28 protein-coding genes and 1 pseudogene are annotated in these 26,558 nt (G+C 36.1%); 5 read left to right on the top strand and 24 right to left on the bottom strand.

Features of this window, described 5'->3' with window-relative positions; genetic code table 11:
- Window positions 1–2: 2 nt before the first annotated feature.
- From ACVWM0_RS04845 to ACVWM0_RS04835, 3 genes and pseudogenes are all read right to left on the bottom strand, one after another.
- A pseudogene (locus tag ACVWM0_RS04845) lies at window positions 3–1,501 on the bottom strand (DEAD/DEAH box helicase); the annotation flags it as partial.
- Window positions 1,502–1,599: 98 nt separating this feature from the next.
- Complete coding sequence (locus ACVWM0_RS04840; RefSeq protein ID WP_476473495.1) at window positions 1,600–1,767, bottom strand: hypothetical protein; 168 nt, start codon at window positions 1,765–1,767, stop codon at window positions 1,600–1,602.
- Window positions 1,755–1,943 (bottom strand): hypothetical protein, encoded by a 189-nt coding sequence (locus ACVWM0_RS04835; RefSeq protein ID WP_476473494.1) that lies wholly within the window; start codon window positions 1,941–1,943, stop codon window positions 1,755–1,757. Before ACVWM0_RS04835 ends, ACVWM0_RS04840 begins: the two co-directional genes overlap by 13 nt.
- Before the next feature lie 84 nt (window positions 1,944–2,027).
- On the opposite strand from ACVWM0_RS04835, the gene ACVWM0_RS04830 reads away from it, so the two are divergent.
- Entirely contained in the window at window positions 2,028–2,429 is a 402-nt protein-coding gene (locus tag ACVWM0_RS04830; protein WP_476473493.1) for a hypothetical protein, read from the top strand.
- 88 nt (window positions 2,430–2,517) lie between these two features.
- Here ACVWM0_RS04830 and ACVWM0_RS04825 read toward each other — a convergent pair whose 3' ends face one another.
- Window positions 2,518–2,730 (bottom strand): hypothetical protein, encoded by a 213-nt coding sequence (locus tag ACVWM0_RS04825; RefSeq protein WP_476471743.1) that lies wholly within the window; start codon window positions 2,728–2,730, stop codon window positions 2,518–2,520.
- A 290-nt stretch (window positions 2,731–3,020) separates the two neighbouring features.
- Here ACVWM0_RS04825 and ACVWM0_RS04820 point away from each other — a divergent pair, with 290 nt between their 5' ends.
- From ACVWM0_RS04820 to ACVWM0_RS04805, 4 genes are all read left to right on the top strand, one after another.
- Window positions 3,021–3,332: a helix-turn-helix domain-containing protein gene (locus ACVWM0_RS04820; RefSeq protein ID WP_476473492.1), complete on the top strand. Its 312-nt coding sequence runs from the start codon at window positions 3,021–3,023 to the stop codon at window positions 3,330–3,332.
- Between the two features lie 13 nt (window positions 3,333–3,345).
- Window positions 3,346–3,615: an ImmA/IrrE family metallo-endopeptidase gene (locus tag ACVWM0_RS04815; protein ID WP_476473491.1), complete on the top strand. Its 270-nt coding sequence runs from the start codon at window positions 3,346–3,348 to the stop codon at window positions 3,613–3,615.
- Window positions 3,616–3,832: 217 nt separating this feature from the next.
- The gene (locus ACVWM0_RS04810) at window positions 3,833–5,119 is read left to right on the top strand and encodes a hypothetical protein (RefSeq protein ID WP_476473490.1); all 1,287 of its coding nucleotides are present in this window, start codon (window positions 3,833–3,835) and stop codon (window positions 5,117–5,119) included.
- Between the two features lie 339 nt (window positions 5,120–5,458).
- The gene (locus tag ACVWM0_RS04805; RefSeq protein ID WP_476473489.1) at window positions 5,459–6,589 is read left to right on the top strand and encodes a tyrosine-type recombinase/integrase; all 1,131 of its coding nucleotides are present in this window, start codon (window positions 5,459–5,461) and stop codon (window positions 6,587–6,589) included.
- 123 nt (window positions 6,590–6,712) lie between these two features.
- Here the strand turns inward: ACVWM0_RS04805 and rplS are convergent, their stop codons facing one another.
- From rplS to ACVWM0_RS04705, 20 genes are all read right to left on the bottom strand, one after another.
- The gene (rplS, locus tag ACVWM0_RS04800) at window positions 6,713–7,060 is read right to left on the bottom strand and encodes a 50S ribosomal protein L19 (RefSeq protein WP_476473488.1); all 348 of its coding nucleotides are present in this window, start codon (window positions 7,058–7,060) and stop codon (window positions 6,713–6,715) included.
- Window positions 7,061–7,179: 119 nt separating this feature from the next.
- The gene (gene trmD / locus ACVWM0_RS04795) at window positions 7,180–7,926 is read right to left on the bottom strand and encodes a tRNA (guanosine(37)-N1)-methyltransferase TrmD (RefSeq protein ID WP_476473664.1); all 747 of its coding nucleotides are present in this window, start codon (window positions 7,924–7,926) and stop codon (window positions 7,180–7,182) included.
- Window positions 7,916–8,446 carry a ribosome maturation factor RimM gene (gene rimM, locus ACVWM0_RS04790; RefSeq protein WP_476473487.1) on the bottom strand — a complete coding sequence of 177 codons (531 nt, stop codon included), beginning with the start codon at window positions 8,444–8,446 and terminating at the stop codon, window positions 7,916–7,918. The genes trmD and rimM overlap by 11 nt, the downstream gene beginning before the upstream one ends.
- A gap of 66 nt (window positions 8,447–8,512) precedes the next feature.
- Window positions 8,513–9,346: an energy-coupling factor transporter transmembrane component T family protein gene (locus ACVWM0_RS04785; protein ID WP_476473486.1), complete on the bottom strand. Its 834-nt coding sequence runs from the start codon at window positions 9,344–9,346 to the stop codon at window positions 8,513–8,515.
- A complete protein-coding gene (locus ACVWM0_RS04780; protein WP_476473485.1) occupies window positions 9,343–11,049 on the bottom strand; it encodes an energy-coupling factor transporter ATPase in 1,707 nt (568 codons plus the stop codon). The genes ACVWM0_RS04785 and ACVWM0_RS04780 overlap by 4 nt, the downstream gene beginning before the upstream one ends.
- A 58-nt stretch (window positions 11,050–11,107) precedes the next feature.
- Complete coding sequence (locus tag ACVWM0_RS04775) at window positions 11,108–11,659, bottom strand: ECF-type riboflavin transporter substrate-binding protein (protein WP_476473484.1); 552 nt, start codon at window positions 11,657–11,659, stop codon at window positions 11,108–11,110.
- A gap of 15 nt (window positions 11,660–11,674) precedes the next feature.
- On the bottom strand, window positions 11,675–12,532 hold the full coding sequence (locus tag ACVWM0_RS04770; protein ID WP_476473483.1) for an SAM hydrolase/SAM-dependent halogenase family protein: 858 nt from the start codon (window positions 12,530–12,532) through the stop codon (window positions 11,675–11,677).
- Between the two features lie 165 nt (window positions 12,533–12,697).
- Complete coding sequence (locus ACVWM0_RS04765) at window positions 12,698–12,943, bottom strand: KH domain-containing protein (RefSeq protein WP_476473482.1); 246 nt, start codon at window positions 12,941–12,943, stop codon at window positions 12,698–12,700.
- 16 nt (window positions 12,944–12,959) lie between these two features.
- Window positions 12,960–13,235 carry a 30S ribosomal protein S16 gene (rpsP, locus tag ACVWM0_RS04760; RefSeq protein ID WP_476473481.1) on the bottom strand — a complete coding sequence of 92 codons (276 nt, stop codon included), beginning with the start codon at window positions 13,233–13,235 and terminating at the stop codon, window positions 12,960–12,962.
- Between the two features lie 91 nt (window positions 13,236–13,326).
- Window positions 13,327–14,217 carry an ATP-binding cassette domain-containing protein gene (locus ACVWM0_RS04755; RefSeq protein WP_476473480.1) on the bottom strand — a complete coding sequence of 297 codons (891 nt, stop codon included), beginning with the start codon at window positions 14,215–14,217 and terminating at the stop codon, window positions 13,327–13,329.
- Between the two features lie 2 nt (window positions 14,218–14,219).
- Entirely contained in the window at window positions 14,220–15,380 is a 1,161-nt protein-coding gene (locus tag ACVWM0_RS04750; RefSeq protein WP_476473479.1) for a hypothetical protein, read from the bottom strand.
- The gene (locus ACVWM0_RS04745; protein WP_476473478.1) at window positions 15,380–16,492 is read right to left on the bottom strand and encodes a hypothetical protein; all 1,113 of its coding nucleotides are present in this window, start codon (window positions 16,490–16,492) and stop codon (window positions 15,380–15,382) included. Before ACVWM0_RS04745 ends, ACVWM0_RS04750 begins: the two co-directional genes overlap by 1 nt.
- A gap of 92 nt (window positions 16,493–16,584) precedes the next feature.
- Entirely contained in the window at window positions 16,585–18,030 is a 1,446-nt protein-coding gene (locus ACVWM0_RS04740; RefSeq protein ID WP_476473477.1) for an amidase, read from the bottom strand.
- A gap of 104 nt (window positions 18,031–18,134) precedes the next feature.
- A complete protein-coding gene (locus ACVWM0_RS04735) occupies window positions 18,135–18,677 on the bottom strand; it encodes a P-loop NTPase family protein (protein WP_476473476.1) in 543 nt (180 codons plus the stop codon).
- Window positions 18,678–18,732: 55 nt separating this feature from the next.
- Window positions 18,733–20,166: a signal recognition particle protein gene (gene ffh / locus ACVWM0_RS04730; RefSeq protein ID WP_476473475.1), complete on the bottom strand. Its 1,434-nt coding sequence runs from the start codon at window positions 20,164–20,166 to the stop codon at window positions 18,733–18,735.
- Between the two features lie 12 nt (window positions 20,167–20,178).
- Window positions 20,179–20,496 carry a putative DNA-binding protein gene (locus ACVWM0_RS04725; protein ID WP_476473663.1) on the bottom strand — a complete coding sequence of 106 codons (318 nt, stop codon included), beginning with the start codon at window positions 20,494–20,496 and terminating at the stop codon, window positions 20,179–20,181.
- A 140-nt stretch (window positions 20,497–20,636) separates the two neighbouring features.
- Window positions 20,637–22,163, bottom strand: a complete 1,527-nt coding sequence (locus ACVWM0_RS04720; RefSeq protein ID WP_476473474.1) for a HAMP domain-containing sensor histidine kinase — start codon at window positions 22,161–22,163, stop codon at window positions 20,637–20,639.
- Complete coding sequence (locus ACVWM0_RS04715) at window positions 22,163–22,852, bottom strand: response regulator transcription factor (RefSeq protein WP_476473473.1); 690 nt, start codon at window positions 22,850–22,852, stop codon at window positions 22,163–22,165. The genes ACVWM0_RS04720 and ACVWM0_RS04715 overlap by 1 nt, the downstream gene beginning before the upstream one ends.
- A 158-nt stretch (window positions 22,853–23,010) precedes the next feature.
- Entirely contained in the window at window positions 23,011–24,786 is a 1,776-nt protein-coding gene (locus ACVWM0_RS04710; RefSeq protein WP_476473472.1) for an ABC transporter ATP-binding protein, read from the bottom strand.
- A gap of 2 nt (window positions 24,787–24,788) precedes the next feature.
- On the bottom strand, window positions 24,789–26,501 hold the full coding sequence (locus ACVWM0_RS04705; RefSeq protein WP_476473471.1) for an ABC transporter ATP-binding protein: 1,713 nt from the start codon (window positions 26,499–26,501) through the stop codon (window positions 24,789–24,791).
- Between the last annotated feature and the right edge of the window lie 57 nt (window positions 26,502–26,558).

Below are 26,558 nucleotides of genomic sequence, written 5' to 3'. Positions count from 1 at the left end.
TGTCAATCTCCTCCATAAGTAGCTGGATTAATACCTGTTGGAACTCTCCAACCATTGCCGGCTATTCTATCTATTAATTTACGTGCGGTTTCAAATTGCCATGTCCCGACATGTTGGAACCCTCTTTGTTCCAAGAAACGAATTTGTTTCGGAGTAGTTAGTCCATCAGTACGTCGTTTATCTAATCTTTCTAATAACTTGGTAGCTTTCCCTGCGTTGTCTATTTCATCGGGAAGGATGCCAAGTTTTCTAATGCCTTCACTTGTTTATCTGTCGGTGGTCCCATCTCCCATCCGAATGCTGGGACATAGCTAGATAAATCTTCTGCTTGTATGCTCATTTCAAATTGAAGTGGGTCTACAAGTTTTTTCTTTCTACGTTTCATTTCTCCTAGTTGTTTCGCTAATGCTTCTTCTCTTTCTGAAACGACATCTTTTTCTGCTTGATCCACTTGTTCCATGATATCTAATGGTGATTCTGATTCCTCAACGTTCTCTGTCATCTTCTTAGCTACTTCATCACTACCAGTAATTAAATGTGCTGGGTGACATAGCTCATGACGTTCCGTGTGCCACAGAAAATCTAATAATAATAAGTGATCCTTACCTGGAAACAGTCGGGTACCTCGCCCAACCATTTGAGAATATAACGAACGTACTTTAGTAGGTCTAAGAACTACAACACAATCGACGCTTGGACAGTCCCAACCTTCCGGTAATAACATTGAGTTACATAGAACGTTGTACTTATTATTATCGAAGTCCTCTAATATCTCAGCTCTGTCCTTACTTTCTCCATTCACTTCTGCAGCTCTAAAGCCTTTTTCATTTAATAAATCTTTGAATTTTTGACTTGTTGCTACTAACGGTAAGAACACTACTGTCTTTTTGTCCTTACAATGTTCAACCATTTCATTTGCAATTGATTCGAGATAAGGATCTAATGCTGTACCTAAATCTCTTGTTTTAAAGTCCCCTGCTTGTTGACTCACGCTAGATAAGTCTATTTGTAATGGTAATGTTAATGCTTTGATTGGTGATAAGAAACCACTTCTAATTGCCTCAGGTAGTTTATATTCATACGCCAATGATTCGAAGTAAGAGCCTAGGTTCTTCATGTCTCCACGGTCCAGTGTTGCTGTTACACCTAATACATTAGCGAACTCAAAGTATTTTAATACCCGTTGATAGCCATCACTGATACAATGATGAGCTTCATCAATAACAATCGTGTCAAAATAATCAGGTGGGAATTGACTCAAACGTTTTTCACGTTGCAGCGTTTGAACAGACCCTACTACCACACGAAAAAAACTTCCTAAGCTTGTATTTTCTGCTTTTTCTAATGATGTTCTAAGTCCTGTAGACTTCTCTAATTTTTCAGAAGCTTGATCTAATAGTTCACCCCTATGAGCAAGGACGAGAATTCTCTCGCCCAATCTCACACGGTCCTCGATTACCTTACTGAAAACAATTGTTTTTCCAGTCCCTGTAGGTAATACGAATTGAGAAAAAATGCACTTTCAGAGCTAAAGTAAATTGACTCAAACAGAATAAACTATGTAATAATTCACTATACTTGTGAAGATTTTAAAATTGGTCAAACTATTTCTTCAATAGCGGTAAGACAATTTAATGATTGAGTGACAATGTATTGGCCATCATGAGTACTATAATAAACATATTTAGATGTGGTCTTGGTACTCCACACTTGGATATTGTGGTCAAAGAAATAATTTTCAGTTGATGTCATTACTACTGCTTCCATTTTGGCACCTTCTCTCCTAACGTCTCAACGATACCGACTGTGATAAATAAGAATGCCATCGATAAGAACAACAACCACCAATTTTTTGAATCATATACAGTCATCGTTAACGTCACTGTAATAATGAATATCCAACAATGTGATAAGATGCTTAATGCTTTTTTATTCCTGAACATTTACTCCTTTTTTGTTTATTTTTTGATATACTATATTTATCAGTAAGTCGTCTGCTGAAATAACTGATAAGGTGGTGAAAAAATATGAATCAAAATGATTTTATTCAAGCTGTTAATACCAAATATTCCAAAACAGACAAAGATAAATTATTAATACCTGTCATACATGAAATATACGAATACTACAAAACATTAGAATCTAAAATATCTAAAGATATCGACATGAAAATGAATGTGGGTTTTATTTCAGAAGAAGCTAATACTATCAATATTGAACTTGGAAATAATGTGATTTGGATCATGCGGTCCGATGAAGATATTACAATAAGTTTTATTTCAAAAGAAGATAACCAATTTACCGAAAAATACATTCATTTACCTTTAAACACTTTAAAATCTATGGATAATAAAACAATTATCAATACTGACGGATCTATCTTCCATACCAGTAAACTTAATGAATACTTGAAATACCTATTAGCCTAATTTATACATCTTCATCCCTCCTAAACCTTATGCTTGTTATCTGATAACCAAATCAGGAATAACTTGTATATATTTTCAATACTCATATCTACCCCTCTTTATTTACCGGCTCCCGTAGCTTGTAATCTCTTATGATAGTTAAGATGAACAAGTTCACCGCTGGACCTTTATCTTTCCCCTTAAGCGCTCTCTGCACCCACACGCGACTTTTACCATAAGCACTAGCTAAGTCTTGTTCAGAGACTTTGTTTTCTTCCATGAACTTCCTAACTAGCTCTCTGCCATTATCAATTTCCGACATGTCACAACTCCTATATCTTTATGATAGTAAGTTAAAATGATAGTAAAATCGTATAAAACTATTGACTATTTGTATACGTTCGTATACTATAAAGGTATAGTTAAATAAGCCAAAAAAACCATTAATACTACTAAAATCGTCGTCAAACCGTTTGATATTATGGTTTTTTTAGTTTGCTTTTTTCTATCAAATTAACTTACAAACAAATAACAATACAAACTTACACTTAATCCAACCTAGGTTTATAATTTTGTATACTTATTGTTTGTTTTAGATGGAGGAATACTGATATGACGCTATTCGATAGAATAAAATCATTAGCTAACAAACGGAACAAAAGTATGAAAGAAGTTGCTGTAGAGTTAGGTTTCAGCGAAAATTTATTTTATCGTTGGAAAGCTACTGATCCCAAAGCAGTTGATTTAGAAAAAGTAGCAGATTACTTCGATGTGTCTGTTGATTATTTATTAGGACGCGAGGATAAAACTTCTTTAGCTGAGAAACACGGTGTTTTCGCTTTTGATGGTGAGCCTGTCTCTGATGAAGAAGTAGAGTTTTTAAAATCTGTTTTAGCTGCTAAAAGAGCTTCAGAGAACACGTAAAGTGAGTGATTGAATGTATGAAGTGAACGATCATTTGATGAGGATTGTAAATGAGTTAGGTTTGGATTTAATTTTTACAGATATGGATAGAAGTGGAATGTACTTTGCTGACGAGAAAGCTATTATTCTAAGCAACAAGCTTATAGAAGATAACTCTGAATTTGAAATATCTCATGAGCTTGGCCACTGTATTAAAAAGCATGAGGATTACGCTGCTTACTATAACGCGACTAGCTCTAGTCGTAACAAGCTTGAACGTGAAGCTAATGAGATATTCTTTTAGAGGTCTATTTGAATGAGTATGATATGGAAAAAGAGGAATTAAACGTGGTGAAGTTTATGGAGTATTATAAGATATCTAGCCACCTTGAAGATTGCGTTAAAGAGTCCATGTTAAATTTCGGATAAAAAAAGCCATACTCTCCCCGACAAGTTTGAGTAATGGCTAATAGAAATAACATGTATCTCCAATAAAAGTATATCATAATGGAGGAGTGCATATGAATTATAGTAAGATTGTAGAAAATAATGTAGAAATGGATTTTTTAATTATACCGGATAATACTAAGTATTGGTTTGTCAGAGCTAGCCAAAAAGCTGAATTTTTTAATGACTTTAAAATTAATAACTTTATCGCTATTGGTGATAATGAAATGACTTTAGACACACTTAGAGAAATTGAAGACAAATATAAAGCTTCTGCCGATATTCTTAAAGAGAGATACAAAATATTATTCAACAACCTTTATATTGATTTAGTTAAAAAGAATGATGAATTTATGAAACAAACCAAATCGGAACAAGCAGATACTTTAGAAAATGTAAAAAGAAGCAGTACTATAGCTTCTTATAAAGCTTTTTCTTTTATCGAAGAGATGGCTATTGGAGATTATGTCTTTGTGCCTCATAGAAGCTCAAACGCATTTCTTATTGGAATAATTATTTCGGATGTTTTCGATCAAGATATTAGCCACGAGTATTTTGGTGACAACTATGAGTATTCTATTTCCAATTATGATAAAAAAAGAAGGATTGCTTGGTTAAAAGAAATCTCTCTTAATGAATTACCCCCCAAATTGATGTGGATACAAAATGGACATAAAGCAATTTTTGACATTTCGAGCTTTTCAGATGAAATTAATCCTATTTTATCTAGTTCTTATCAGTACAAAGATAAGCTGCATCTTAAGATAGACGTTACTACAAAGCAAGATATTACATCAACACAATGGTTAAACTACCAACAAGTTATTCATTCTAACGCTAAAGAGGATGCAGATAATTTATATCAAAAAACAGATGTTCAATCTCCTGGTAAAATTATACTAGAAACAGCTATTGAGAATTGGGACAAGATTGCAATTATATTTGGTTTGTTATTCGCTGAATCTGACATAGATATAAGAGGCGTTAAATTTAAAACTCATGGACCTCTTTCCTTTTTAGTTCCTGGCTCAAAAAGAAGAAGAGACTTTGAAAACAGAAGCTCTGAGGCTAAAATTAGAAAAGAGGAGGCTGAAGCTAAGCTAGTTGAGTTATCTGTTGAGGAAAAAGAATTAGATTTGCAACAAAAAAAGAACACCAACGCAATAATTGATGTTCCTGAGATCTTTACTAATTCAACTGAAAAAGAAACTAAGACTTACAGTTCAAATCCTGTTGAAGCTCCTACAAAGGAACAACAAATATCTTTACAACAGATGGATATTAGATATAAAACTATTGGAAACGATATAACACACGAAACGCAAAGAAAGATTTTGAATCAAGAGAATAATCAATCTTAATAAAAATATTATATATAATAAACAAAAGGCCCAAAATTAAAAGATAATCAACGCTGAATAGGAATACTAATAATTTTGATATAATTGACAACAATGCTACAGACAATAATAGACCGTTAACTTTTTGTGCATGTCTAATCATTTTAGTCATTCCTTTCTTTTAATAAACGGTAACCAACTTATCACACCCTAAATATATAGCATACCCTAATCTTTTTCAAGATAAAAATAAGCACTCCCTCTAACTTGCCGGTCCGAGGAGTGCTTAACAAAAAAATCACCTAGTAAATAGGCTTCTTTTCTATACCCTATTTTACTAGAAGTAGGAGGCAAATACAAATGTGGATAAAAAAATTAGACAAAGGAAAGTACAAATATATAGAGCGGTATATAGATCCTTACACAGAAAAAGAAAAGCGTGTATCAGTTACTTTAAAAGGGAAATCTATTTCCACGCAAAACGAAGCAAGAAACATATTAGAAAATAAAATCAAAGAAAAAACAAATACCGTTACTAATATAAATAAAACGATTACGTTTAAAGAAGTCAGAGAAGAATGGTTTAATCGTTACCAGCAACAAGTAAGAAATAGCACATCCTATTCTGCTAAGAATTCACTCAATACCTTCAGTAAATACTTAGATGAGGATATTAAAATAGCTAAGATTGATTACATCTTACTAAATAAAACGTTTGATAAGCTACTATACGAAGAAAATTTATCGAACAAATACGTAAAGATTATGAAAAGCCGAGTAGCACAAATATTCAAGTTCGCAGTTAATAACGGGTATATCACTAAGACGCCTATGGATAGAGTCGAACTGGTTTATAAAAGAAATGATTATAATAATATAGAGGAATCGTTTTTAGAAGACGATGAATACAAACAAGTTATCGACATTACAAATGATAAAAACCGGATGTACTCTCTTCTCTTTCAATGGTTATACCTAAATGGCTTTAGAGCTGGGGAAGCTATAGGAATGCAAATGGATGATGTGATTTTAAGCCCTGATAAAAATATAGCGATAGTGAGTGGTACTTTAGATTACCACGGTAAAACCATCGAAGAACAAGTTAAAACGAATATGACTAAAACTCAAGCTGGTATGCGTAACGTAGACCTATCACAAAAATCTATAGCCGTTTATAAAGAAGCTTGTGCACTTAGCAAATTGAATGGAAGCTCTTTTATTTTCTCTACGACTAAAGGAACTCCTCTTCAGATGACAGCAATCAATACTTTTTTGAGGTCCTATGTTCAACCAAAGACGGAGATCAACAAAAAATTAAGCAGTCATATTTTTAGACATACTCATATTTCTAAACTGGCAGAATTGAACGTTCCTTTGTACGCTATCCAAGACAGAGTTGGCCATGAAAATAGCAAGATAACAGAAACGATTTACTTACATGTAACTAAAAACGTTCGGGATAAGCTAAAAGAAGAGATTGAACTACTTTAACTTTTATTGAACCTTTTTGCGTACCTGTCGATTTTCAGCGAATATTCAACAACAAATAAATAACAGAGCACAAAAAAAGAACCCTTGAATACCAAGGGTTCAAATGTGTTAATATTACAATTATTAACGACGGATTTCTTTAATTCTAGCTGCTTTACCATGTAATGCACGTAAGTAGTATAATTTAGCACGACGTACTTTACCGTAACGTACAACTTCGATTTGAGCAACACGTGGTGTGTGGATTGGGAACGTACGTTCAACACCAACGCCACCAGAGATTTTACGTACTGTATAAGTTTCGCTGATTCCAGCTCCACGGCGTTTGATTACAACACCTTCGAATAACTGGATACGCTCACGAGTACCCTCTACAACTTTTGCGTGTACACGTACTGTATCACCAGGTCTGAAAGCTGGGATGTCAGAACGTAATTGTTCTTTTGTAATTTCTTCTATTAATGGATTCATTTCCACATTCTCCTTATTCTAGAACACTCATATATCATCTGTATAGCGGAATGTTGTAATAGATGAGTGATTATCACTCACCAAATTATATTATCATAAATACAAAGTGATGTAAAGGGTTATTCCTTACCATCTTCTTCACTTTTTACTTCTGATAATAATTTTTCCATTTCTTTGGTCATTTCTACTGTTTCTAACATATCAGGACGTCTTAAATAAGTACGTCGAAGGGATTCTTTTAGCTGCCACTCAGCAATCAATTTATGATTACCATTGGTCAAGACGCTAGGAACTTCCATGCCTTCATACTCTGCTGGACGCGTGTACTGAGGATGTTCTAGTAACCCTGTCGAATGAGAATCGCCTTTAGCAGATTCATCATTTCCTAACACTTCTGGTAGTAATCTGACAGTGGCATCAATCATAACCATAGCTCCCAGTTCTCCACCTGTTAAGACATAATCTCCAAGAGACACTTCATCTGTTACCAGTGAGCGAATGCGCTCGTCATAACCTTCATAGTGCCCACAAATAAAAACAAGACTTTCTTCTTCAGCGAAAGATTCTGCCATGGTTTGATCAAACTTTTTACCTGCAGGATCTAATAAAACAACTCGCTGTTTCTTTCCTTGTGTTTGTTCTTTTATTTGTTTCAATCCATCATGAATGGGCTGAACTTTAAGAAGCATACCTGCTCCCCCACCATACGGATAATCATCCACTTGTTGATGTTTGTTCGTTGAAAAGTCACGGAAATTCCAGACGTTCATTTCTAATAATTCTTTGTCTAATGCCTTCCCAATAATTGATTCCTCCATCGGTCCCTCAAACATTCTAGGGAACAAAGTTAACACATCAATCCTCATCATCTATCAACCCTTCTGGAATCTCGACAAATACTTTACCTGCTTCTAAATCAACTTTTAGTACCACAGATTCAATATAAGGAATCAAGATATCTTTTTTTCCTTGGATGGGACTTTTAATTACCCAAACATCATTGGCTCCAGGAGATAATATCTCTTTAATTTTACCTAACACTTTGTCATTCTCATCAATGACTTCTAAGCCTAAAATTTCATGATAATAAAAAGCGTTTTCTTCTAGGGATTGTGTGTCATTTTTATCTATTCTTAGTATACCATCTCTGTATTTTTCAACATCATTGATGTTTGGATGATTTTCAAAACTTAAAATATCAAAATTCTTATGTTTACGATGGCTTTTAACTACTAATGGTAATGGTTTTTTACCTTCTTGAAACAGCATTAACGTGTTTCCTACTTTGTAGCGTTCTTCCCAAAAATCTGTTTGAGAAATCACTCGAACTTCTCCTCGAATGCCTTGTGTATTTACAATTTTTCCTACATTTAAATATTCTGTCAAACTCGTTCCCTCACTTTATCTTCCTATGCGTTAGTTAACATCTTCATTGGTGCCTTGTCATAAGCTTTAAATAAACGGATTATAAAAACGGCTCCCGTTAAGTTTAATTAAAACAAAGCTTAAAACTAAAAGTGCTATCGCTATGATTATAACGATAAAATCTAATGGTGTAAATGGTTGTTCCGAGTACCACGTTCGTTTTTTATTTTTACCGAAACGACGTAATTCCATCGCTGTGCTGACTGTATCAATTCTGTCTAAACTTGATAAAATGAGAGGAAATACAATCTGAATGACCCCTTTTGCTCTTTGTTTCAGCGGTGCTTTTCGACTCATTTCAAACCCTCTAGCCTGTTGCGAAGCTGAGATATCAAAATACGTCTCTTGAATATCTGGAATATAACGAATCGCTAAAGCTACTGAATAGCAGACTTTATAATTCACTCCTAATTTATTCAAACTCGAAGCAAATGCACTAGGATTCGTTGTTAATAAAAAAATCAAAACAAAAGGAACTGTGCTAATGTACTTCAATATTAAATTAAACTCATAAAATAATTGTTCTTGTGTCAAAGTAAAACGGCCAATTCCTTCAAATATTACGGTCCGACTACCGTAAATTTGGGTTCCGTATTCTGGAGAAAACACATAAACAGCCACAATATTCAGCACAGAAAAAATGACAATGAAGTTCACAACAAAAGAAATCTCTGACCACTTAATTTTGGAGACAAAGAAAACAAGAATCGATGAGATACTCACTCCCAATAAGAAACGAGTATCGTATGTCGTCATACATGCCACAGACAAAATTAATAAGACAGCAAGCTTAGTTGTCCCGTTCAATCGGTGAACCACGCTATCATTTGGAATATAACCTAACATTTGGTGTTCACTCATGAATGTCGTACCTCCCTATCGTATAAGGTAAATGTTCTAACAAAAGCAACAGGGTCTTCTAATTTTAAATGCTTGGCAAATTGGAACAAACTTGTCTCTCTCAGCGAAGAGGCTTCGATAAGATTCGGGTTGGTCAATAAGTCAATAGGAGACATATCTGCAACCACTTTCCCTTCATTTAGTACAATGGAGCGATTAGTATACTCCAACATAAGGTGCATGTCATGGGTAATCATCACAACAATAATACCTAACTTATTAATCTCTTCTAAGAAACTCATAATTTCAGTATAATGTTTAAAGTCTTGTCCAGCAGTGGGCTCATCTAAAATAATCATTTTTGGCTCTAATACTAAAATAGATGCAATAGTTACACGTTTTTTTTGGCCATAACTAAGGGCTGAAATCGGCCAATTCCTAAAGGGATACAGACCACATACTTTTAATATGTGACTGACTCTCTCTTGAATTTCTTCTTGTGGGACACCTCTTAACACTAAACCTAACCCAACTTCATCTACAATCATTTTTTGAGAAATCATTTGATTAGGATTTTGCATCACATACCCAATGACATCCGCTATTTCTTTAATCGAAGACTGATTCATGGAAGTGCCTTCCCACTTTTTATCACCTGTCGCATCGATGAAGCCACACATGGCCTTAGCAAGCGTTGATTTCCCTGCACCATTCTTACCTACAATGCTAATCATCTCACCTTCATTAAAGGTTAACGACACATTATCTAGGACTTTTTTACCTGTCCGTCCATATTGATAATTAAGTTGGTTCAACACCAATTTAGTTGGAGGATGCGTTTCTATTTCTTCCACATCGGTTTTATTTAGCCACTCTTGTATGCTAGGTGCAAGGTCATCTGGATTAAGCTGAGCTAAGTGAGACAACCCTGACAGCTGATGCGTAGGGATTCCCGCGTATTTCATCCCGGTTAGGTACAAAGGTTCCCTGATGCCATTTTTTTGAAACACATCGGTCTTTAATAACTCGTCTGGTGTACCATCAGCCAAAATTTCGCCTTCATTTATCACAATGATTCGGTCCATCGGTATGTGTAAAACATCCTCTAAGCGATGCTCTATAATAATGACCGTCGCATTCGTCTGCTGATGCAAATTATCTATCAGCTCCATTGCCTCTAACCCTGCATGAGGGTCCAAATTAGCAAGAGGTTCATCGAATAATAAGATAGGGACCTCATCTACTAATACCCCAGCCATAGACACACGTTGCTTTTGACCGCCGGATAAATCTTGTGGTCTATGATGCTTAATAGTGGTTAAGTCCACCGCTTTTAACCATTTATCTACCACTTGATGCATTTCTTTTGTCGGCATCTCATCATTTTCTTTGGAAAAAGCAATATCTTCTCCAACAGTAAGTCCTATAAATTGCCCGTCCGTATCTTGCAAAACTGTCCCTACAGTAAAAGACATATCAAACAAAGAGGTCTCTTCTATACGATGACCATTTATATAAGCACTGCCTTGGATCTCTCCCTTATAAATATTAGGTATTAGCCCGTTGATACATTGCCCCAACGTAGATTTACCACTACCACTAGGTCCTACTATGACGATTTTCTCTCCTGGAGTAATGTCGAGATGAATGTTTTTTAAAGTCGGCTCAGCCTGACTGTCATATTGAAAAGAAAAATTCTCAAATGATATCATTGAACTCTTCATAAATGCCCTCCTTTAACTGAAAGAAAACCGAATACACTGATCCGGTTTTCCTATTATTTTAATCTTTAGATAGGCTTCCTTTTCCTGTTCTAGAAGAAGCATAAGCCTTCATTAATAAGGTTCCTACTACACCAACGGCGACAGAGTTAACAATTAAACTTAGAACACCTTGCGTGTAGACTTTGTTCGCTGGTTCAGCATTAATTATAACATCAAGTGTCGGTGCAACCAATCCCCAAATTACCGCATTTGCGATAACTTGTGAGACATTAAAACGAATCATTTGTCCTTTTGTAAAAATCCCCTCTTCTAAAGGAATCTTTTTACCAATAACACCAAAGATAAGACCCATTAATCCTGAACAGACAATCCACGTCCACCAAGCTGAACCATACGTTGTAAAATCTTTGATTGTATGGCCAATGAAACCAATCAGAGCGGCAGGAATCGGACCAAACAAAGCCCCCATTAAGGCTAAAAACCCATAAGCTACTTGAATCTCTGTATTTGGAATCCCTGAAGGTAATGCAATAAATTTAAACAAAATAACAAAAACAGCTGCTCCTATACCAATAGCAACAATGTCTTTAACACTCATTTCTTTTTTCATGTTTTCTTCTCCTTTTTACTCGTAAATAACTTTAGGTGCTTTTCTAATATGAATGGACCAATCATTTCCTGTACCAATATTATATAAATCAGAAAAAGAATCTTGATTCACGGCCACGCCCAAGTTCACTAAAGAGTTAACATATACCAAAGGTTCCCCAATGTTAACATCCGCAAAGGACTTAGCAAAAGCCATAATATTTTGATACACTTTTTTATCTAAATGATAAATCGTTACCATCAAATGATCCCCATGTTGGACATCTAGTTCTTTTAATAATTTCGAGGAGATATTTGTCCAAAGCGAACCAAAACGAACATCTAAAACATCGATACTTCCTTTCATAATCGTCTCTTCAATTACTGAATCTGTCATATCAAGACTCTCAATGCTCGAAACAGGAAGCTCTGCTCCTAACGCCTCAAAGGTCACTTCTCCACTGGCTAATCGAGCCCCATTGTATGCATAGACATCTCTACCATGAAAGGTATGACTTTCTTCTGAATGAGGTAGACGTGATCTCACTTCATCTATCAGTCGAACAGATTCTAGACCATCATAATGAGCAATATGCGTTAACGAGCCGTTATCGGGTGTAATGATATAGTGCCCTGATAAGGTTTTAGCAACGATGCTTTTGCGGTCACTTCCCACACCTGGGTCCACAACAGAAACAAACACAGTCCCTTTTGGCCAATACTTAACCGTTTGATACAAACGATAAGAGGCTACCCAAATATCGTAGGGTGGAATATCATGGGTTAAATTTTCAATGTGAATATCAGGATTAACCGTATATGCCACACCATACATGGCACTCACAGCACCATCTACTAAACCAAAATCTGTTTGTAAAACTAAATAATTACTCATCTTCTAACCTCTTTCCCATATATTATAGTCATATCATATCATTAACTCTCATAATATCAATCATAACAGGTATTATTACGAAGTTTTTTGACCACATTGTTCGTCTTTTAATTATATGGGAATCAGTTCAAACAAAAAAGAACCCTCAAGTAAACTTGAGCGTTCTTAATTACCATCTAGAATATTCAATCTAACTCTTTTAGGTTCACTTGTTCTAACACTGTAAACAATGGTTCTAATTGCTTTCGCAACACGACCTTGCTTGCCAATGATGCGTCCGATATCCTCAGGAGCAACCGTTAAGTTATACTCCATGTAGCGTTCAGATTCTTCAATCTCTAAATGGATTTGGTCAGGCTGACTAACTAACGGACGAACAATGGTTAAAACCAAATCTCTTACATCAGTCATTCAATACCCCACCTTATTATTTTTTTGTGTATTTAGCTTCGTGATGTTTTTGCATAATGCCTTCACGAGATAAAATGTTACGAACTGTATCAGAAGGTTGAGCACCTTTTGATAACCAATCTAAGATTACTTCTTCTTTTACTGTTACTTGTGCAGGATCTAATAATGGGTTGTAAGTACCTACAACTTCAATATAACGTCCATCACGAGGTGAACGAGAATCTGCTACTACCATACGGTAAAAAGGTTTCTTTTTAGAACCCATGCGTTTTAAACGAATTTTAACTGCCATTTATTGGCACCTCCATATTTCTTTGTTTCTTAATCACAAAACATAGTTTAACAGGTTTTCAGAGTGTTGTAAAGTGTTTTTTCTTTACAGGCTATTTTTTTTTGAAAATAAGTTGATATGCGTCGGACAAACTCAGTATTCCGTAGGAGAAGGAGCGTTGTTCTTTCAGAAAAAAATCAGTGATTAAAGCCTTCGTTACCTCTCTATCAGAGCCACTAAGGAGTAATCTAGTAGGCGTCAACCATATCATCTCTCCGCATTTAGCCAGTTCTTTTGCGAGATTTTCAGAAGGATGTGCTACTTTAATGAAAGGAACGTCATTCTCGTAACCTTTCTGTTTGTCCACAAATAAAGAAAGCTTGCCATCGACTAAAAAATAAATTTTTGACGCATATTCTTCTAAATTTTCTAGTAAATGAGAGGCTATAATAATAATTTTTCCTTCTTGTTGCTTCTGCTGAATCATCTCTGAAATAAGCGTGACATTATCTGGATCAAGGCCATTCATCACTTCATCCATCAGCATTACTTCTGTATCAATCCCTATTTGCATCGCAAAACAGAGGCGTTGACGCATCTCTAAGGAGTAAGTCCCAACCTTTTTTTTCACATAATGCCCCATATTCAATGCCTCCACAAGTTCCACTAGGTCTATTTGTCGGTTGTTCCATAACCTCTGATACATCTTTAAGTGTTCAAAACCACTCATATCATCGTATAGATCAGCTTGATCAGGCATCATACTCATCACTTGGTGGATAGCGACTTTATCTTTAGGCCGTCTATACCGCATGTTACCTTTAAGAACTACCTCCCCTTCATCAGAAGGAACATGATTCATTAAAACATTCAGTAGTGTACTTTTTCCTGTGCCGTTTGGAGCAACTAGCCCAACGACATCTCCTGGGTAGAAGGTTTCAGTTACAGCATTTAACACTCGGTTCTTTTTAAATGTCACACTGACATCTTTTAATTCTAGCATCTTTACATCCTCCCTTTCATTCGCGTCCCTATAACGAGCAGTAACATAACCATGACAACGCATAAGCTTAACACGATAACACCTTGTTGGTACGTCACCCATGGCGTTACCCAAGCATGCCCTCTGTATCCTGTGATAATCTGACCAACTTGTAAGTAACTAACTGGATACCATTGGATAGGATGGAACTCGCCATACCCCACTCGGTTAACATATAATAACTCTGTTGATAATCCCGTGAGTGTTATAAAAAGTAACGTGTAATCATGGCTTACCCATAAATTAAGTAGAAGGTTTATACCAATAATGAAGACAACAAATAAAAGGATAAGTCCGCTTGCTCTCACTAAAAATTCGCCAATAGTCATACCAAAAGAATGATAATCTTGAATGTTATTAATCCCCACAGGCAAAGAAAGATAACCAAACCCTTTGTTTATACCTAGTCCTATAAACCCTGCTGACAACGGTATAACAGCTAGTATCGTGCCTAATAATGCGACACACCCTTTAACAAAAGTCTGCTTCCCTAAAGATAAGGGGACACCTAAGTGAAGACTTCGATGCCTTCTATTATGATTAAAGAGATCCAATGAAAACAAACTAGCTACTATGATAAAAATAAGAGGCAAGATCTTCTCTGTGCTTCTAACTAATCCTTGTAGGGCTGTTTGGTCGTTTAAAATAGGGAGCGTTAATTCTTTGGTCATCAAAACATAATGACCCATTTTAATATCTAGTGCTTCATAGGTCAAATATTGGTCAAGATAAGGGTATAGGTTCCCATTCTTATAATACAATGGACTAATAGGATACGGTGTCACTTGATACGCTTCTTTCGTAGCCTGCGCATAAGCCACGTAGTCTTCTTTTTTTAGAGCCTCGACTCTCGCCTTATCCAACTTATTAATTGGCGGAAAAACCACAGACGCTTCAACTGTTGAGGGATGAGACCACTCATCTATGACTAATTGGTCTAAAAAAGCTTTTGAATCAAGATACCTCGCTTCAATTTCTGGTAAAGATGCTTTCTCAATCGGTTCATAATTACTCTCAGTATTCAACCAATAAAACAGACTAAGAAACAATAAGAGAAAATAAACAGACCAAGTCTTCTTGTTATGAAAAAAAGTACGTGATTCATAAACAAATAATGCTTTCATTAGCCTCTTCCTCCTTTCCAAACCTTATCCTCCAATTGAAGCATTTGGATGAGAACAATTAGCACCCCTATCCCCACGATAAGTAAAAGCATCCCTGTTATTCCGTTCCATTCTCCACCTCTACTCGCCATAATAAAGCGACCTTCTAAGACCGAAGTTGGATGAAACACTTGTAGGAATGACAAACTCTTAGGAAAATTTTCTTTAGGAATCAACCATACCAAGCTATAAACGAACAATTCAATAAAAAGCGTCATATAAAATTGGCGCGTAAGGCCATTCAAAACAACAGAACATAAAAAAACAAACGTATATAACAAGAAAAAATAAACCAAGTAGATCAGAACAGTAAAATAGCTAGGAATTTCTTGAGGTGTTGCCATAAATAGAACATCTATCCGGCCTAATCCTCCTATCCCCTGACCAAATAAGGTACTTAACACGCAGACCGTCCCTCCTACTAAAAGAACACTCATGACAAGAGAGTAACCTATTTCTTGCCACTTAGTTAGCACTTTCTGATGGAATCGCTTAGGGACTCCTTTGTTGACACTTGGATGGGATAACTCATCTTCTAAGATACGAGACGTTAAAAACACACAGATAGGGACCCACAACATACCGATAAAACGAAGCAATTGGAGGAGCCAATCCGTCATATCTAGAGGAGAGATAATCACATCATCTCTGATATGCCTTAACCGGATACGCTCTTTTATCAAGGTTCCTATGGCTGGCTGTTGCTCTTTTAATAGATCATAGTCCTCTGTTTCAATCAAACTAAGCCTTGTGTCATTTAGCTCAATTCGCAATTGATGATATTTTTCTGGTTGTTCAAACACATACGCATTCTCTAGTCTAGCTAGCAATGATTGCTGTTTCACTAAATTTTTATAGCTATCAGCGGCTTCACTTGACTGAGTCGGGTCCACATTCTGATATCGGTAAAGACTCGTATCAATTTGTCTCCGCTCATTACTATTATCGACTCTGAAAGATGACCACCACGCCTGTTTAGTCCCAATAAAAAAGAATAAGGTAACGCAGAAAAATAAACCTAAAAGCATGACTCTTTGCACACCACGGCTCTGGCCTCTTAATTTTTCTATCACGACACACCTCCTCATGGAAATATAATACTTCTATTATATCATTCTCATCTTAAAATAAGCACAAAAAAAACGCCTACGCGTTTTTTTGTTTTTTATCGATAAACTTTAGGTAAAATAAAACGTTGATTGACCTCAAATAACTCTGCTACATCTAATAAGAATCGATCTTGTCCTTTAGCTGCCATCAACTGAACACCAATTGGCAATCCTTCTTTAGTCACATGAGTTGGTAAACTAATCGCTGGTTGGCCTGTTAGATTAGATAACTGAGTATAAGGCGTTAGCCACAAACTCTTTTCAAACATACCATATACTAAATCTCCTAACTCTTTTTGATTGAATTCATCGGCATGACTCATTTGATGGCGGATACTATCACTTTGTAAATCCTCTGTCACTAAAGGTGCCGTTGTGGTAGCAGTTGGAGATAAGAATAAATCGTAATGCTGGAATAAGCGTTCCATTGTATTCGCCGCCTGGTCCCAGCTCTCTAATGATGCCACATAGTCAGCGGCAGAGAGAGTCTTACCATATTGATAAATCGTCCAAGACATAGGTTCCATGTCCTCTTGCGTCAATTCTCTACCTACTCCTAGAGAAATGTGTTGAATCATGTTGGCCGTCTCTCCACCATTCATTTGGTAATAACTTCTAATGAGTTGATGACCATCAATTGGATAAGGCACTTCTTCAATAATATGCCCTTGGCTTTCTAAGAATAGCGCGGCATCTTTGACCCCTTGTTTCGCCTCATCGCTTACCACATTACCCACTGGAGAATCCAGACAAAGAGCCACCCTTAAAGGTCGTGACATAGATACGGGTGTTTCTTTGGGTTGAGAAAAAGGGGAAATTTGATGCGTTGGTTCTAATACCTTTAACATAGACCTAGCATCTCTAACAGAAACACCTAAAATAAAGTTAACAGAAGCCCCTTGCCAATCCCTCCAACTACTTGGTCCTGTGACGATGTTCCCACGGCTAGGCTTTAGACCTAATAAACCTGAAAAGCTAGCAGGAATACGAATAGATCCCCCACCGTCACTTGCTCCAGCAATAGGAGAAATACCAGATGCCACAACAGAAGCGGCTCCTCCACTACTTCCTCCAGCATGATGCTTAGGGTTCCATGCATTTCGAGTAACACCATGAGAACTTGGATCTGTCACATTTTTAAAACCAAACTCTGGCGCGGCAGTAATACCTAAAGGAATAAAACCTGCTCGTTCCACCGCTTTTGTATAATTGCTTGTTTCAAAGGCTTGAAATTCTGTGAATAACCGAGAACCTGATGTTTGTAACCACCCAGCCTTCCCTTGTCCCAAGTCCTTTAATGGAAAAGGCACACCAAAAAAAGGACTGTCTTTTTTTACGTCCGAAGCATTAGAGAGCTCCTCTAAAGCTGATAATGGGTCTAACTCAACAAACGCGTTTAGTTCCTTTTCTTGTTCTGCTTTTTTCACAAAATCAAAGATGAGTTCCTTGGGTGATACCTCTCCTAATTTAACCTGTTCTGCATAAAATGTTGCATCTTTCATTTTATTACCTCCTAGATATGTTTGACTCTACTCTAGCCCGATTTAGAAAAAAAGAGAAGAGGATGCCTCTCATAAACTGATTTCTTCTTTTAAACCCATGATATTCAAGCGTTTTCTCTGTATTTTAAAACAAAGTTGTTTTTTTGTGAAGCTAAATAGCGTGTGACATCACCGGGTCTTTTTAAGACAATCAGTTTGTCTTCATAAGGTAGTAATGTCTTTTTATAATAACGTTGCCTACTTGGTTTTCTTCCTTCAAAAAGCACCCACCAAATGAAAGGCAGATTAAGAGATTCAATACATCCTGGGGCTGCGTCTTGTCTTGTTTGACCTCTATTTAACCAGTACCTCTTTAGCACTCTCACCAAACAACGCCAAGCACTGAATTTAAAATAAAGAATAACATCCGCTTCTTTTAACCGTTCTTCTTGATAGAACTCACTATAATTGCCATCGATAACCCAATCAGACTCTGTCGTCATAACATCCTTTACTAGCTGCTTAGCCTCTGTTCGATCCTTCAGCTCCCAATTGGCATTAAATTGAACTTGGTCTAAATGAAGCAAGGGCAAGTGGTGTTGGATAGATAGCCTCCGAGCTAAAGTAGATTTCCCACTGCCACTATAACCTAAAATAGCTATTTTCATCTTAATCTCCTGTCCTATATAAAGAAAAAACGAGAAGCCAATTAAGGCTTATCGTTTATTTCTTTTTCTTATTTTTTTTATTTTTCTTCATTTTTTTCTTGTTTTTCTTCATCATTTTGTTCATGGCCATTTTACCTAATTTACCTTGAACACCGTTACCCATCATGTTTTCTAAACCGGCTGGCATACTACCTTTACTCATTTGTTGCATCATTTTACGTGACTCATTGAACTGTTTGATCATCCGATTCACTTCAACCACTGAGTTACCAGAACCGGCAGCAATACGACGACGACGACTTGGCGTTAGAGAATCAGGATTAGCACGTTCACTTGGCGTCATAGAGAAAACAATGGCTTTTTTACGTGCTACATCTTTTGGATCCACTTGTAAATTTTCAAGTCCTGGTACATTATTCATCCCTGGAATCATTTTGATAATGTCCTCTAAAGGTCCCATATCCATTACCTGGTCCAATTGTTCAATGAAATCATTAAAATCAAAGCTATTTTCACGCATTTTTTGTGCTAATTCTTCTGCTTTTTCATCATCAAAATCACGTTGCGCTTTTTCAATTAAGGTTAACATGTCACCCATACCTAAGATACGGCTAGACATACGGTCTGGATGGAAAACTTCCACATCTGTTAATTTTTCACCTGTACCGATAAATTTAATTGGTTTACCAGTGATGGCTCTAATCGATAGTGCCGCACCCCCACGAGAATCACCATCTAATTTAGTTAAGACAACCCCTGTAATATCTAATTGCTCATCAAAACTTTGAGCAACCGTCACAGCATCTTGCCCTGTCATGGCATCAACTGTTAATAGAATTTCATCAGGCTCTGCAAATTCTTTAATGCGTTTTAATTCACCCATTAAGGCTTCATCAATATGTAAACGACCTGCCGTATCAATAAAGACAATGTCATTTTTATTTTCTTTTGCTTGTTCTAGTCCACGTTTTACAATCTCTACTGGGTCTGTGTCTGTGCCCATATCAAAAACAGGAATATCTAGCTGATTACCAATCACTTTTAATTGGTCAATCGCCGCCGGACGGTACACATCTCCTGCGATAAGTAAGGGACGTGCTTTTTCATTCTTTTTAAGGTAGTTCGATAACTTACCTACAAAAGTTGTTTTACCCGCACCCTGTAAACCAACCATCATCACAACGGTTGGTATTTTTTTAGAGCGATTCAATTCAACAGATTCTGATCCCAAGACTTTCGTTAATTCTTCATCTACTATTTTAACAATTTGTTGGGTTGGGTTTAATGATTCTAAAATCTCAATTCCAACGGCACGTTCACCAACACTTTTAGTAAAACCACGGACAACTTGTAAGTTAACATCCGCTTCTAATAATGCAAGGCGAATCTCTCGCATCATTTCTTTTACGTCTTCTTCTTTCACCGTGCCTTTTTTCTTTAATTTACTCATCGCTACCTGTAAGCGATCTGTTAAACTCTCAAATGCCATGTTCTTCTTCTCCTACTCTTCTTCAATCTCTTGAATTTTATCTAATAACTCGATTACTCGCGGGTTAGCTATCTCTTCTTCTTTAAGAAGCTCTTTGATTTCTTTGATCAACTCTCCACGGACCACATAGTTAGAATACAAATGTAATTTCTTCTCATAGGTTTCAAGTAATTTTTCAGTTCGTTTAATATTGTCATACACTGCTTGTCGACTCACATCATAATCTTCACCAATTTCTGCAAGAGAATAATCATCCGCATAGTATAACTCAATATAATTCATCTGTTTTTCAGTTAAAAGCGTTGAATAAAATTCAAATAAGGCATTCATGCGATTCGTTTTTTCAATCTCCATTTTACCCCTCCTCTAACGTTTAAGATGATTGCATATTACTCGAACATTATAACATACCTGTTCTTACTTTTTTAGTCATTTCATCAGAAAAAGCCTCAAATCAGTATTTGAGGCCTCTAATCACTTGATGTTTCAGTTATATCTTTATTGACCAAAGGTATCCTAAAAGTAAACGAGCTCCCTTGACCAGGGTAACTAGTGACAGAAATGGTTCCATTATAATTCTCAACTAGCTGTTGAGCGATGGATAATCCTAATCCGTTTCCTCCAGTGTGTCTTGCGCGCGCTTTATCAATACGATAAAAACGATTAAAAATATTTTTTAAGTTTTCTTTTGTCATACCTTCTCCAAAATCTTGAACCATTACTTCCACATGTTTTAGAGAGGTTGAGGCAGAAATCAATATTTCCTTTCTATCCGTTGAATACTTCACTGCGTTATCTAGTAAAATAATCAACACTTGTTCGAAATGATTGCGGTACATTTTCACATCTGGGTACTTTCCTAAGTCATCATCTAAATTAAAAATAAATTCAGGATACAACATTTGGAAATTACCTACAGTCGTTGAGACAACATCTCTTGCATTGGATTCTTTGTCTTGATATAAAAACTCTGACTGCTCTGCACGAGACAAATCAAGCATCTCTTGGACCAGACTTTTCATTCGTGTGATTTCTTGGGACGATGCATTGAGGGATTCTTCTAATACTTCTGGGTCGTCTTTTCCCCAACGATTTAACAAATTAATATGACCTTCAATCACTGCGACAGGCGTTCTAAGTTCATGAGATACATCTTCAACAAACTGTTGTTGCTGGGATATGAACCGTTGCATTCGCTCTAACATATCATTAAAAGCATTAGCAAGGTCTGCGATTTCATCATTTGACTTAGGCACAGGCATACGCATCCCTGTCTTTGGCGCCTCTTCAATGCTATTCAACATACTGGCCATTTTTCTTAGAGGACTGGTAAAGTAGCTAGACAAGAGATAACTTATGACTAGACTGACTAACAAACCGACCACTTCTAATATTAGAAGTATATTCAGAATCTGTGTTCTGACATTATAATAGCTCGTCAATTCATAAAACCCTTGAGCATAGCCTATTTTTTTACCTGTGAAATTAGAATAAATTGGCTTTGTCACCATTAATCCTGAAATATTATTATGCGATTGAACCGAAATATTCTTTTGGTCTTTCACATCAAAAGGTAGATACAAACTTTTTGTTTCAAAAAGTAGGTTACCATCCAATCCATACACTTTAGCATTCAATTCCGGCTTAGACAATTCTGAAATAAAACTGTTTAACTGCATCAAACTTGTTTCAATCGAATGTCGATCATAGTAACTATCCCCAACATATTCTCCTGAAGACTCTTTTAAATAAAAAACCGTATTGCTCAAAGTTAATTCATCTTTCGCACGAGACAGACGACCAGTGACTTCATTCATCGTCCGATCAAAATTAGTCCGTTCTTGCTCTATCATGACATTAGATGTGGTTTGATACGTAACAATCGCAAAGACCGTAAACAACATTGAAATAGCCAGTGAGGTTAAAATAGCCCACTTAAACGTTATAGAATTCCACGTAAATCGCTTGGGTAGATCAATATTATCAAATGGTTTCATTACGACCTCATAACATAACCAGTACCACGAACTGTTTGAATGTAGCTGTCTTCCCCTGGTATATCAATTTTATTTCTTAAGTAACGAATATAAACATCCACAACGTTAGTTTCTACTTCGATTTCATAGCCCCATACCTTGTTTAATAGAACATCTCTTGATAATACGACGTTAATGTTTTCCATCAATATCAATAACAACTCATACTCGCGTTTTGTTAATTCAATGATTTCATCTCCACGACGTACCACTCGGTTTTCTTTTTCAATCATTAAATCTCGGTAAGTAATCGTTGTTTGTTTCGTGATATTCTTGTCACCTTCAATATCAATTCGGCGTAACAATGCTCGTAATCTTGCGAGTAATTCTTCAATGGCAAATGGTTTCACGATATAATCATCTGCGCCATGATCCAAACCTGATACGCGGTCAATCACTGAATCTCTGGCTGTCATCATGATAATCGGAGTATTCTTCACTTGACGAATACGGCGACACACTTCCAAACCATTCAACTCAGGTAACATTAAATCTAAAAGAATAGCATCCCATTCTCCAGTTAAGGCAGCCTCTAAACCTGTACGTCCATTATAATGTACTTCTGTTGCATACCCTTCGTGCTTTAACTCCAACTCCACGAAGCGAGCTAAATTCTTTTCATCTTCTATTATTAAAATATTATTTGACATACAATACACATGCCTTTCTTAGTTACTTTTAATTCTAACTACCATGAATCATTATAACGATAAACGGCATAAAAATCTATCACTCTGACCGCTTATTATTGAAAAACAGGCATAAAATTGAAAAAAACTAAAGAGTTTCCTCTTTAGTTTCCTTTTTTCTATTCAAAAACAAATTGATTTTGATATAATTCTGCATAAAATCCTTGTTGCTCGATTAATTCTTCATGAGTACCTTCTTCAATTATTTCACCTTGATTTAATACTACAATGTAATCCGCATTTAAAATTGTTTTTAATCGGTGAGCAATTACAAAACTAGTTCTTCCACTAATAATGTTTTCCATTGCTTTTTGAATACGACTTTCTGTTACTGTGTCTACATTACTTGTTGCTTCATCTAGTATTAGAAGTGAAGGATCAGTAATGATCGTTCTCGCTATACTGATTAATTGTTTTTGCCCCACACTGAACACACTGTTCTCATCGTTCACTTGGGTATCGTATCCCTCATCTAAACTCATAATGAAGTCATGGATATTAGCCTGTTTCGCTGCGAGAATCATTTCTTCTTCTGAGGCATCTGGCTTACCGAATACTAAATTGTCTCGGATGGTTCCTGAGAATATCACTGAGTCTTGTAAAACGATACCAATATGAGAACGCAAGCTAGCCAGTGAGATGTCTTGAACATCTTTTCCGTCTAATTTTATACTCCCACCATCAACATTATAGAAACGATTCAATAGATTCATGACCGTTGTCTTACCAGAGCCTGTAGGTCCAACAAGAGCCACCATCTGTCCTCTATTCGCTGTAATATTAATGTCTTTCAAGATTGGTTTACCTGGTTCATATGAAAAGTCCACATGTTCTAGAGAAACCGTATCATGGATACCATCAATATCAGTGACGCTTTCTTTTTCGTATTCATCTTCTACATCAAAAATCTCATTCAGACGTTTTGCCCCTGTAAAGGCTAACTGTAACATGCTAAATTGAGAGGAAATCTGAGTCAACGGCATATAAAATTGCTGAGAATATTGAATAAACATAACAATTAAACCTAGACCGGCTGCTTTATCACCACTACCATTTAACACTAAAAAGCCACCAGCTATAATGACAATCGCGGTATTTAAAATTGAAATACCTTGCATAGTTGGGAACAAGAGACCAGAAAAGACTTGCCCTTTGAAAGTCGCTTTTTTAACTTCTTCATTTAATACTTCAAAACCTTCGATGGTTTCTTCTTCCAAGCCATTCGTGATAATCACTTTTTGACCTGATATTTTTTCATCAATGTAACCATTTAGTTTACCAATGTTTTCTTGCTGAACGCCCACATTTTTCTCGGCTTGTTTAATAATCACAACAGCAACAATGATAGCTAAAGGAGAAATAGCCAATGTAGCTAGAGACATTTGGACATTTTCTCTGAACATCATGAATAAAACACCAATCATCATGGAAACATTCGTTAACACTTGAATTAACGCTTGGTTCATTGTATTAGAAATATTGTCTAAATCGCTAGTGAAACGAGATAAAATCTCACCATCTTGATGGGTATCAAAGAATTTAATGTTGATACGTTCTAATTTTTTGAACAAATCAATTCTCATGTTATTCGTTGAATTCCCTGTCACAAAAGACATTAACATATTTTGAATAAACATGGATATCCAGTTCAACACATATAAACCAATCAATAACTTAATAACGCTAACAAAGGGCGTCTTGTCTGCTTGTTGTGTTGCAAAATAAGTCCCTGCATATTTTGCTAATTCTTCAATTGCTTTCCCTGTATACTGAGGAGCTTTGACTTGTAAGTAGGTTGAGAAAATGATGGCAACAACAATAACAAACAATTGTAATTTATAAACTCTTAAATATCGCCAAAAGAATGACGCCACACTATTTTTATTTTGTTCCATGTTTATTCAACCTCCTTCGCTTTCTGTGTTTCATAGATTTCACGGTACACGTCACTTGTTTCAAGTAACTCTTTATGTGTTCCTTGAGCCACCAGTCGGCCTTCATCTAGAACTAAAATGTTATCCGCTTGAATCACAGAAGATATTTTTTGAGCAATAATAAATGTCGTTGTACTGCTCAACTCTTTTGCTAATGCTTCTTTTACTAATTTTTCAGATTTTGCATCTAACGCACTAGTACTATCATCTAGGATCAGTATTTTAGGGTCACCAATCACACCTCGTGTAATCGATAAACGTTGTTTTTGTCCACCAGAGAAGTTAGAGCCACGTTCTTCCACCACGCTATAATAGTTATCCATTTGACGTTCAATAAACTCACTTGCTTGCGCAATATCAGAAGCACGCTTCATTTCTGATTCTCCCGCTGATTTGTCTCCTTGTTTCAAGTTATCTGCAATCGTACCAGAAAAAAGAATCGCACGTTGTAAGACAATCGCTACACTCTCACGTAAATTTTCTTTTGATATCGACGTTAATTCTTTGCCATCAATGAGAATACGACCTTCTGTTGGGTCATACATCCTAGGAATCATTTGAGCAAGGGTTGATTTACCAGCACCTGTAGCTCCAACAACACCAACCATTTGACCATGGGCCACTTCAAAGGAAATATTTTTCAATGTGGGTTGGTCATCGTCTTGGTAAGTGAAAGACACATTGTCAAATGTCACTGTCCCATTTTCTACAACATTATGCCCTTCAAAAGTAATATCTGCTTCTGTTTCTAATACTTCATTCAAACGCGCTAATGAAATGAATCCTCTTGAAGCCATCATCATCATCATACCGCCAATAATGATACTCATCATAATTTGCATCAAATAGTTCATAAATGACACAATCGCGCCAATCACTTCTAAATCAGTCGTTGCCAAATCTGCTGCAAAATAAATAGAGGTAACAATAGCTAAACTAGAAATTAACATAAAGGTTGGGATCATAATAGAAAATAAGTTCCCCACCGCAATCGTATGTTTCGCTAATTTATCTGAAATTTTGGTAAAGCGTTTGGTTTCATTTTCTTCTTGAACAAATGATTTCACCACACGTATTCCCATCAAATTTTCCTTAGCAATACTGTTAACTTTTTCAATGTAACCTTGAATTTTAGCAAAATGCTTGCCCATCATACCAAAAATAGACATCACGGTTAATACTACCAAGATCACTAATAAAATAATGACCCACCATAATTGAGGCAATGTCATCATAGCTAAAATAAAACTACCTACAAACATAATAGGTATTCTTAAAATAGATTGTAACGTCATCATGACAATGTTTTGAACTTGTGTCACATCGTTGGTTAAACGGACAACCAGGTTACTGGTTGAATACTTTTCAATGTTACTGAATGAAAAGGTTTGAATTTTTTTGAAGCCGTCAGAACGTAATTCTGAAGCGACTTCTTGAGAGACCTTCGCTGCAATAATCGTGTTCAACACTCCAGCAATTAAGCCAAAAATAGCTACAATAATTAATGTTATTCCTACTTTTTTCATTTCAGCATTGTCTTCTGTCATAATCGATGTCATCACTCGTTGTAACAGTTTTGGTTGCCATAATTGAGAGGTAACCATGATACACGTCATCAAAAATGATACTACTACTAATTTTTTCTGTCCTTTTACTTTTTGTAACAGAAGTCCCATATATTTACCTTCTTTCTTTCCTAAATACATCCGAGGAATATCATAAACAAATATAAA

The organism is Vagococcus sp. 211, from assembly GCF_056322705.1.
This window is presented reverse-complemented; position numbering and strand designations above follow the sequence as displayed.

What these genes read in the sequence shown, in the direction of transcription:
- ACVWM0_RS04840 (WP_476473495.1), bottom strand. Translation starts at nt 1,767, where the DNA reads ATGGAAGCAGTAGTAATGACATCAACTGAAAATTATTTCTTTGACCAC.
- ACVWM0_RS04835 (WP_476473494.1), bottom strand. Translation starts at nt 1,943, where the DNA reads ATGTTCAGGAATAAAAAAGCATTAAGCATCTTATCACATTGTTGGATA.
- ACVWM0_RS04830 (WP_476473493.1), top strand. Translation starts at nt 2,028, where the DNA reads ATGAATCAAAATGATTTTATTCAAGCTGTTAATACCAAATATTCCAAA.
- ACVWM0_RS04825 (WP_476471743.1), bottom strand. Translation starts at nt 2,730, where the DNA reads ATGTCGGAAATTGATAATGGCAGAGAGCTAGTTAGGAAGTTCATGGAA.
- ACVWM0_RS04820 (WP_476473492.1), top strand. Translation starts at nt 3,021, where the DNA reads ATGACGCTATTCGATAGAATAAAATCATTAGCTAACAAACGGAACAAA.
- ACVWM0_RS04815 (WP_476473491.1), top strand. Translation starts at nt 3,346, where the DNA reads ATGTATGAAGTGAACGATCATTTGATGAGGATTGTAAATGAGTTAGGT.
- ACVWM0_RS04810 (WP_476473490.1), top strand. Translation starts at nt 3,833, where the DNA reads ATGAATTATAGTAAGATTGTAGAAAATAATGTAGAAATGGATTTTTTA.
- ACVWM0_RS04805 (WP_476473489.1), top strand. Translation starts at nt 5,459, where the DNA reads ATGTGGATAAAAAAATTAGACAAAGGAAAGTACAAATATATAGAGCGG.
- rplS (WP_476473488.1), bottom strand. Translation starts at nt 7,060, where the DNA reads ATGAATCCATTAATAGAAGAAATTACAAAAGAACAATTACGTTCTGAC.
- trmD (WP_476473664.1), bottom strand. Translation starts at nt 7,926, where the DNA reads ATGAGGATTGATGTGTTAACTTTGTTCCCTAGAATGTTTGAGGGACCG.
- ACVWM0_RS04785 (WP_476473486.1), bottom strand. Translation starts at nt 9,346, where the DNA reads ATGAGTGAACACCAAATGTTAGGTTATATTCCAAATGATAGCGTGGTT.
- ACVWM0_RS04780 (WP_476473485.1), bottom strand. Translation starts at nt 11,049, where the DNA reads ATGAAGAGTTCAATGATATCATTTGAGAATTTTTCTTTTCAATATGAC.
- ACVWM0_RS04775 (WP_476473484.1), bottom strand. Translation starts at nt 11,659, where the DNA reads ATGAAAAAAGAAATGAGTGTTAAAGACATTGTTGCTATTGGTATAGGA.
- ACVWM0_RS04770 (WP_476473483.1), bottom strand. Translation starts at nt 12,532, where the DNA reads ATGAGTAATTATTTAGTTTTACAAACAGATTTTGGTTTAGTAGATGGT.
- ACVWM0_RS04765 (WP_476473482.1), bottom strand. Translation starts at nt 12,943, where the DNA reads ATGACTGATGTAAGAGATTTGGTTTTAACCATTGTTCGTCCGTTAGTT.
- rpsP (WP_476473481.1), bottom strand. Translation starts at nt 13,235, where the DNA reads ATGGCAGTTAAAATTCGTTTAAAACGCATGGGTTCTAAAAAGAAACCT.
- ACVWM0_RS04755 (WP_476473480.1), bottom strand. Translation starts at nt 14,217, where the DNA reads ATGCTAGAATTAAAAGATGTCAGTGTGACATTTAAAAAGAACCGAGTG.
- ACVWM0_RS04750 (WP_476473479.1), bottom strand. Translation starts at nt 15,380, where the DNA reads ATGAAAGCATTATTTGTTTATGAATCACGTACTTTTTTTCATAACAAG.
- ACVWM0_RS04740 (WP_476473477.1), bottom strand. Translation starts at nt 18,030, where the DNA reads ATGAAAGATGCAACATTTTATGCAGAACAGGTTAAATTAGGAGAGGTA.
- ACVWM0_RS04735 (WP_476473476.1), bottom strand. Translation starts at nt 18,677, where the DNA reads ATGAAAATAGCTATTTTAGGTTATAGTGGCAGTGGGAAATCTACTTTA.
- ffh (WP_476473475.1), bottom strand. Translation starts at nt 20,166, where the DNA reads ATGGCATTTGAGAGTTTAACAGATCGCTTACAGGTAGCGATGAGTAAA.
- ACVWM0_RS04725 (WP_476473663.1), bottom strand. Translation starts at nt 20,496, where the DNA reads ATGAATGCCTTATTTGAATTTTATTCAACGCTTTTAACTGAAAAACAG.
- ACVWM0_RS04720 (WP_476473474.1), bottom strand. Translation starts at nt 22,163, where the DNA reads ATGAAACCATTTGATAATATTGATCTACCCAAGCGATTTACGTGGAAT.
- ACVWM0_RS04715 (WP_476473473.1), bottom strand. Translation starts at nt 22,852, where the DNA reads ATGTCAAATAATATTTTAATAATAGAAGATGAAAAGAATTTAGCTCGC.
- ACVWM0_RS04710 (WP_476473472.1), bottom strand. Translation starts at nt 24,786, where the DNA reads ATGGAACAAAATAAAAATAGTGTGGCGTCATTCTTTTGGCGATATTTA.
- ACVWM0_RS04705 (WP_476473471.1), bottom strand. Translation starts at nt 26,501, where the DNA reads ATGGGACTTCTGTTACAAAAAGTAAAAGGACAGAAAAAATTAGTAGTA.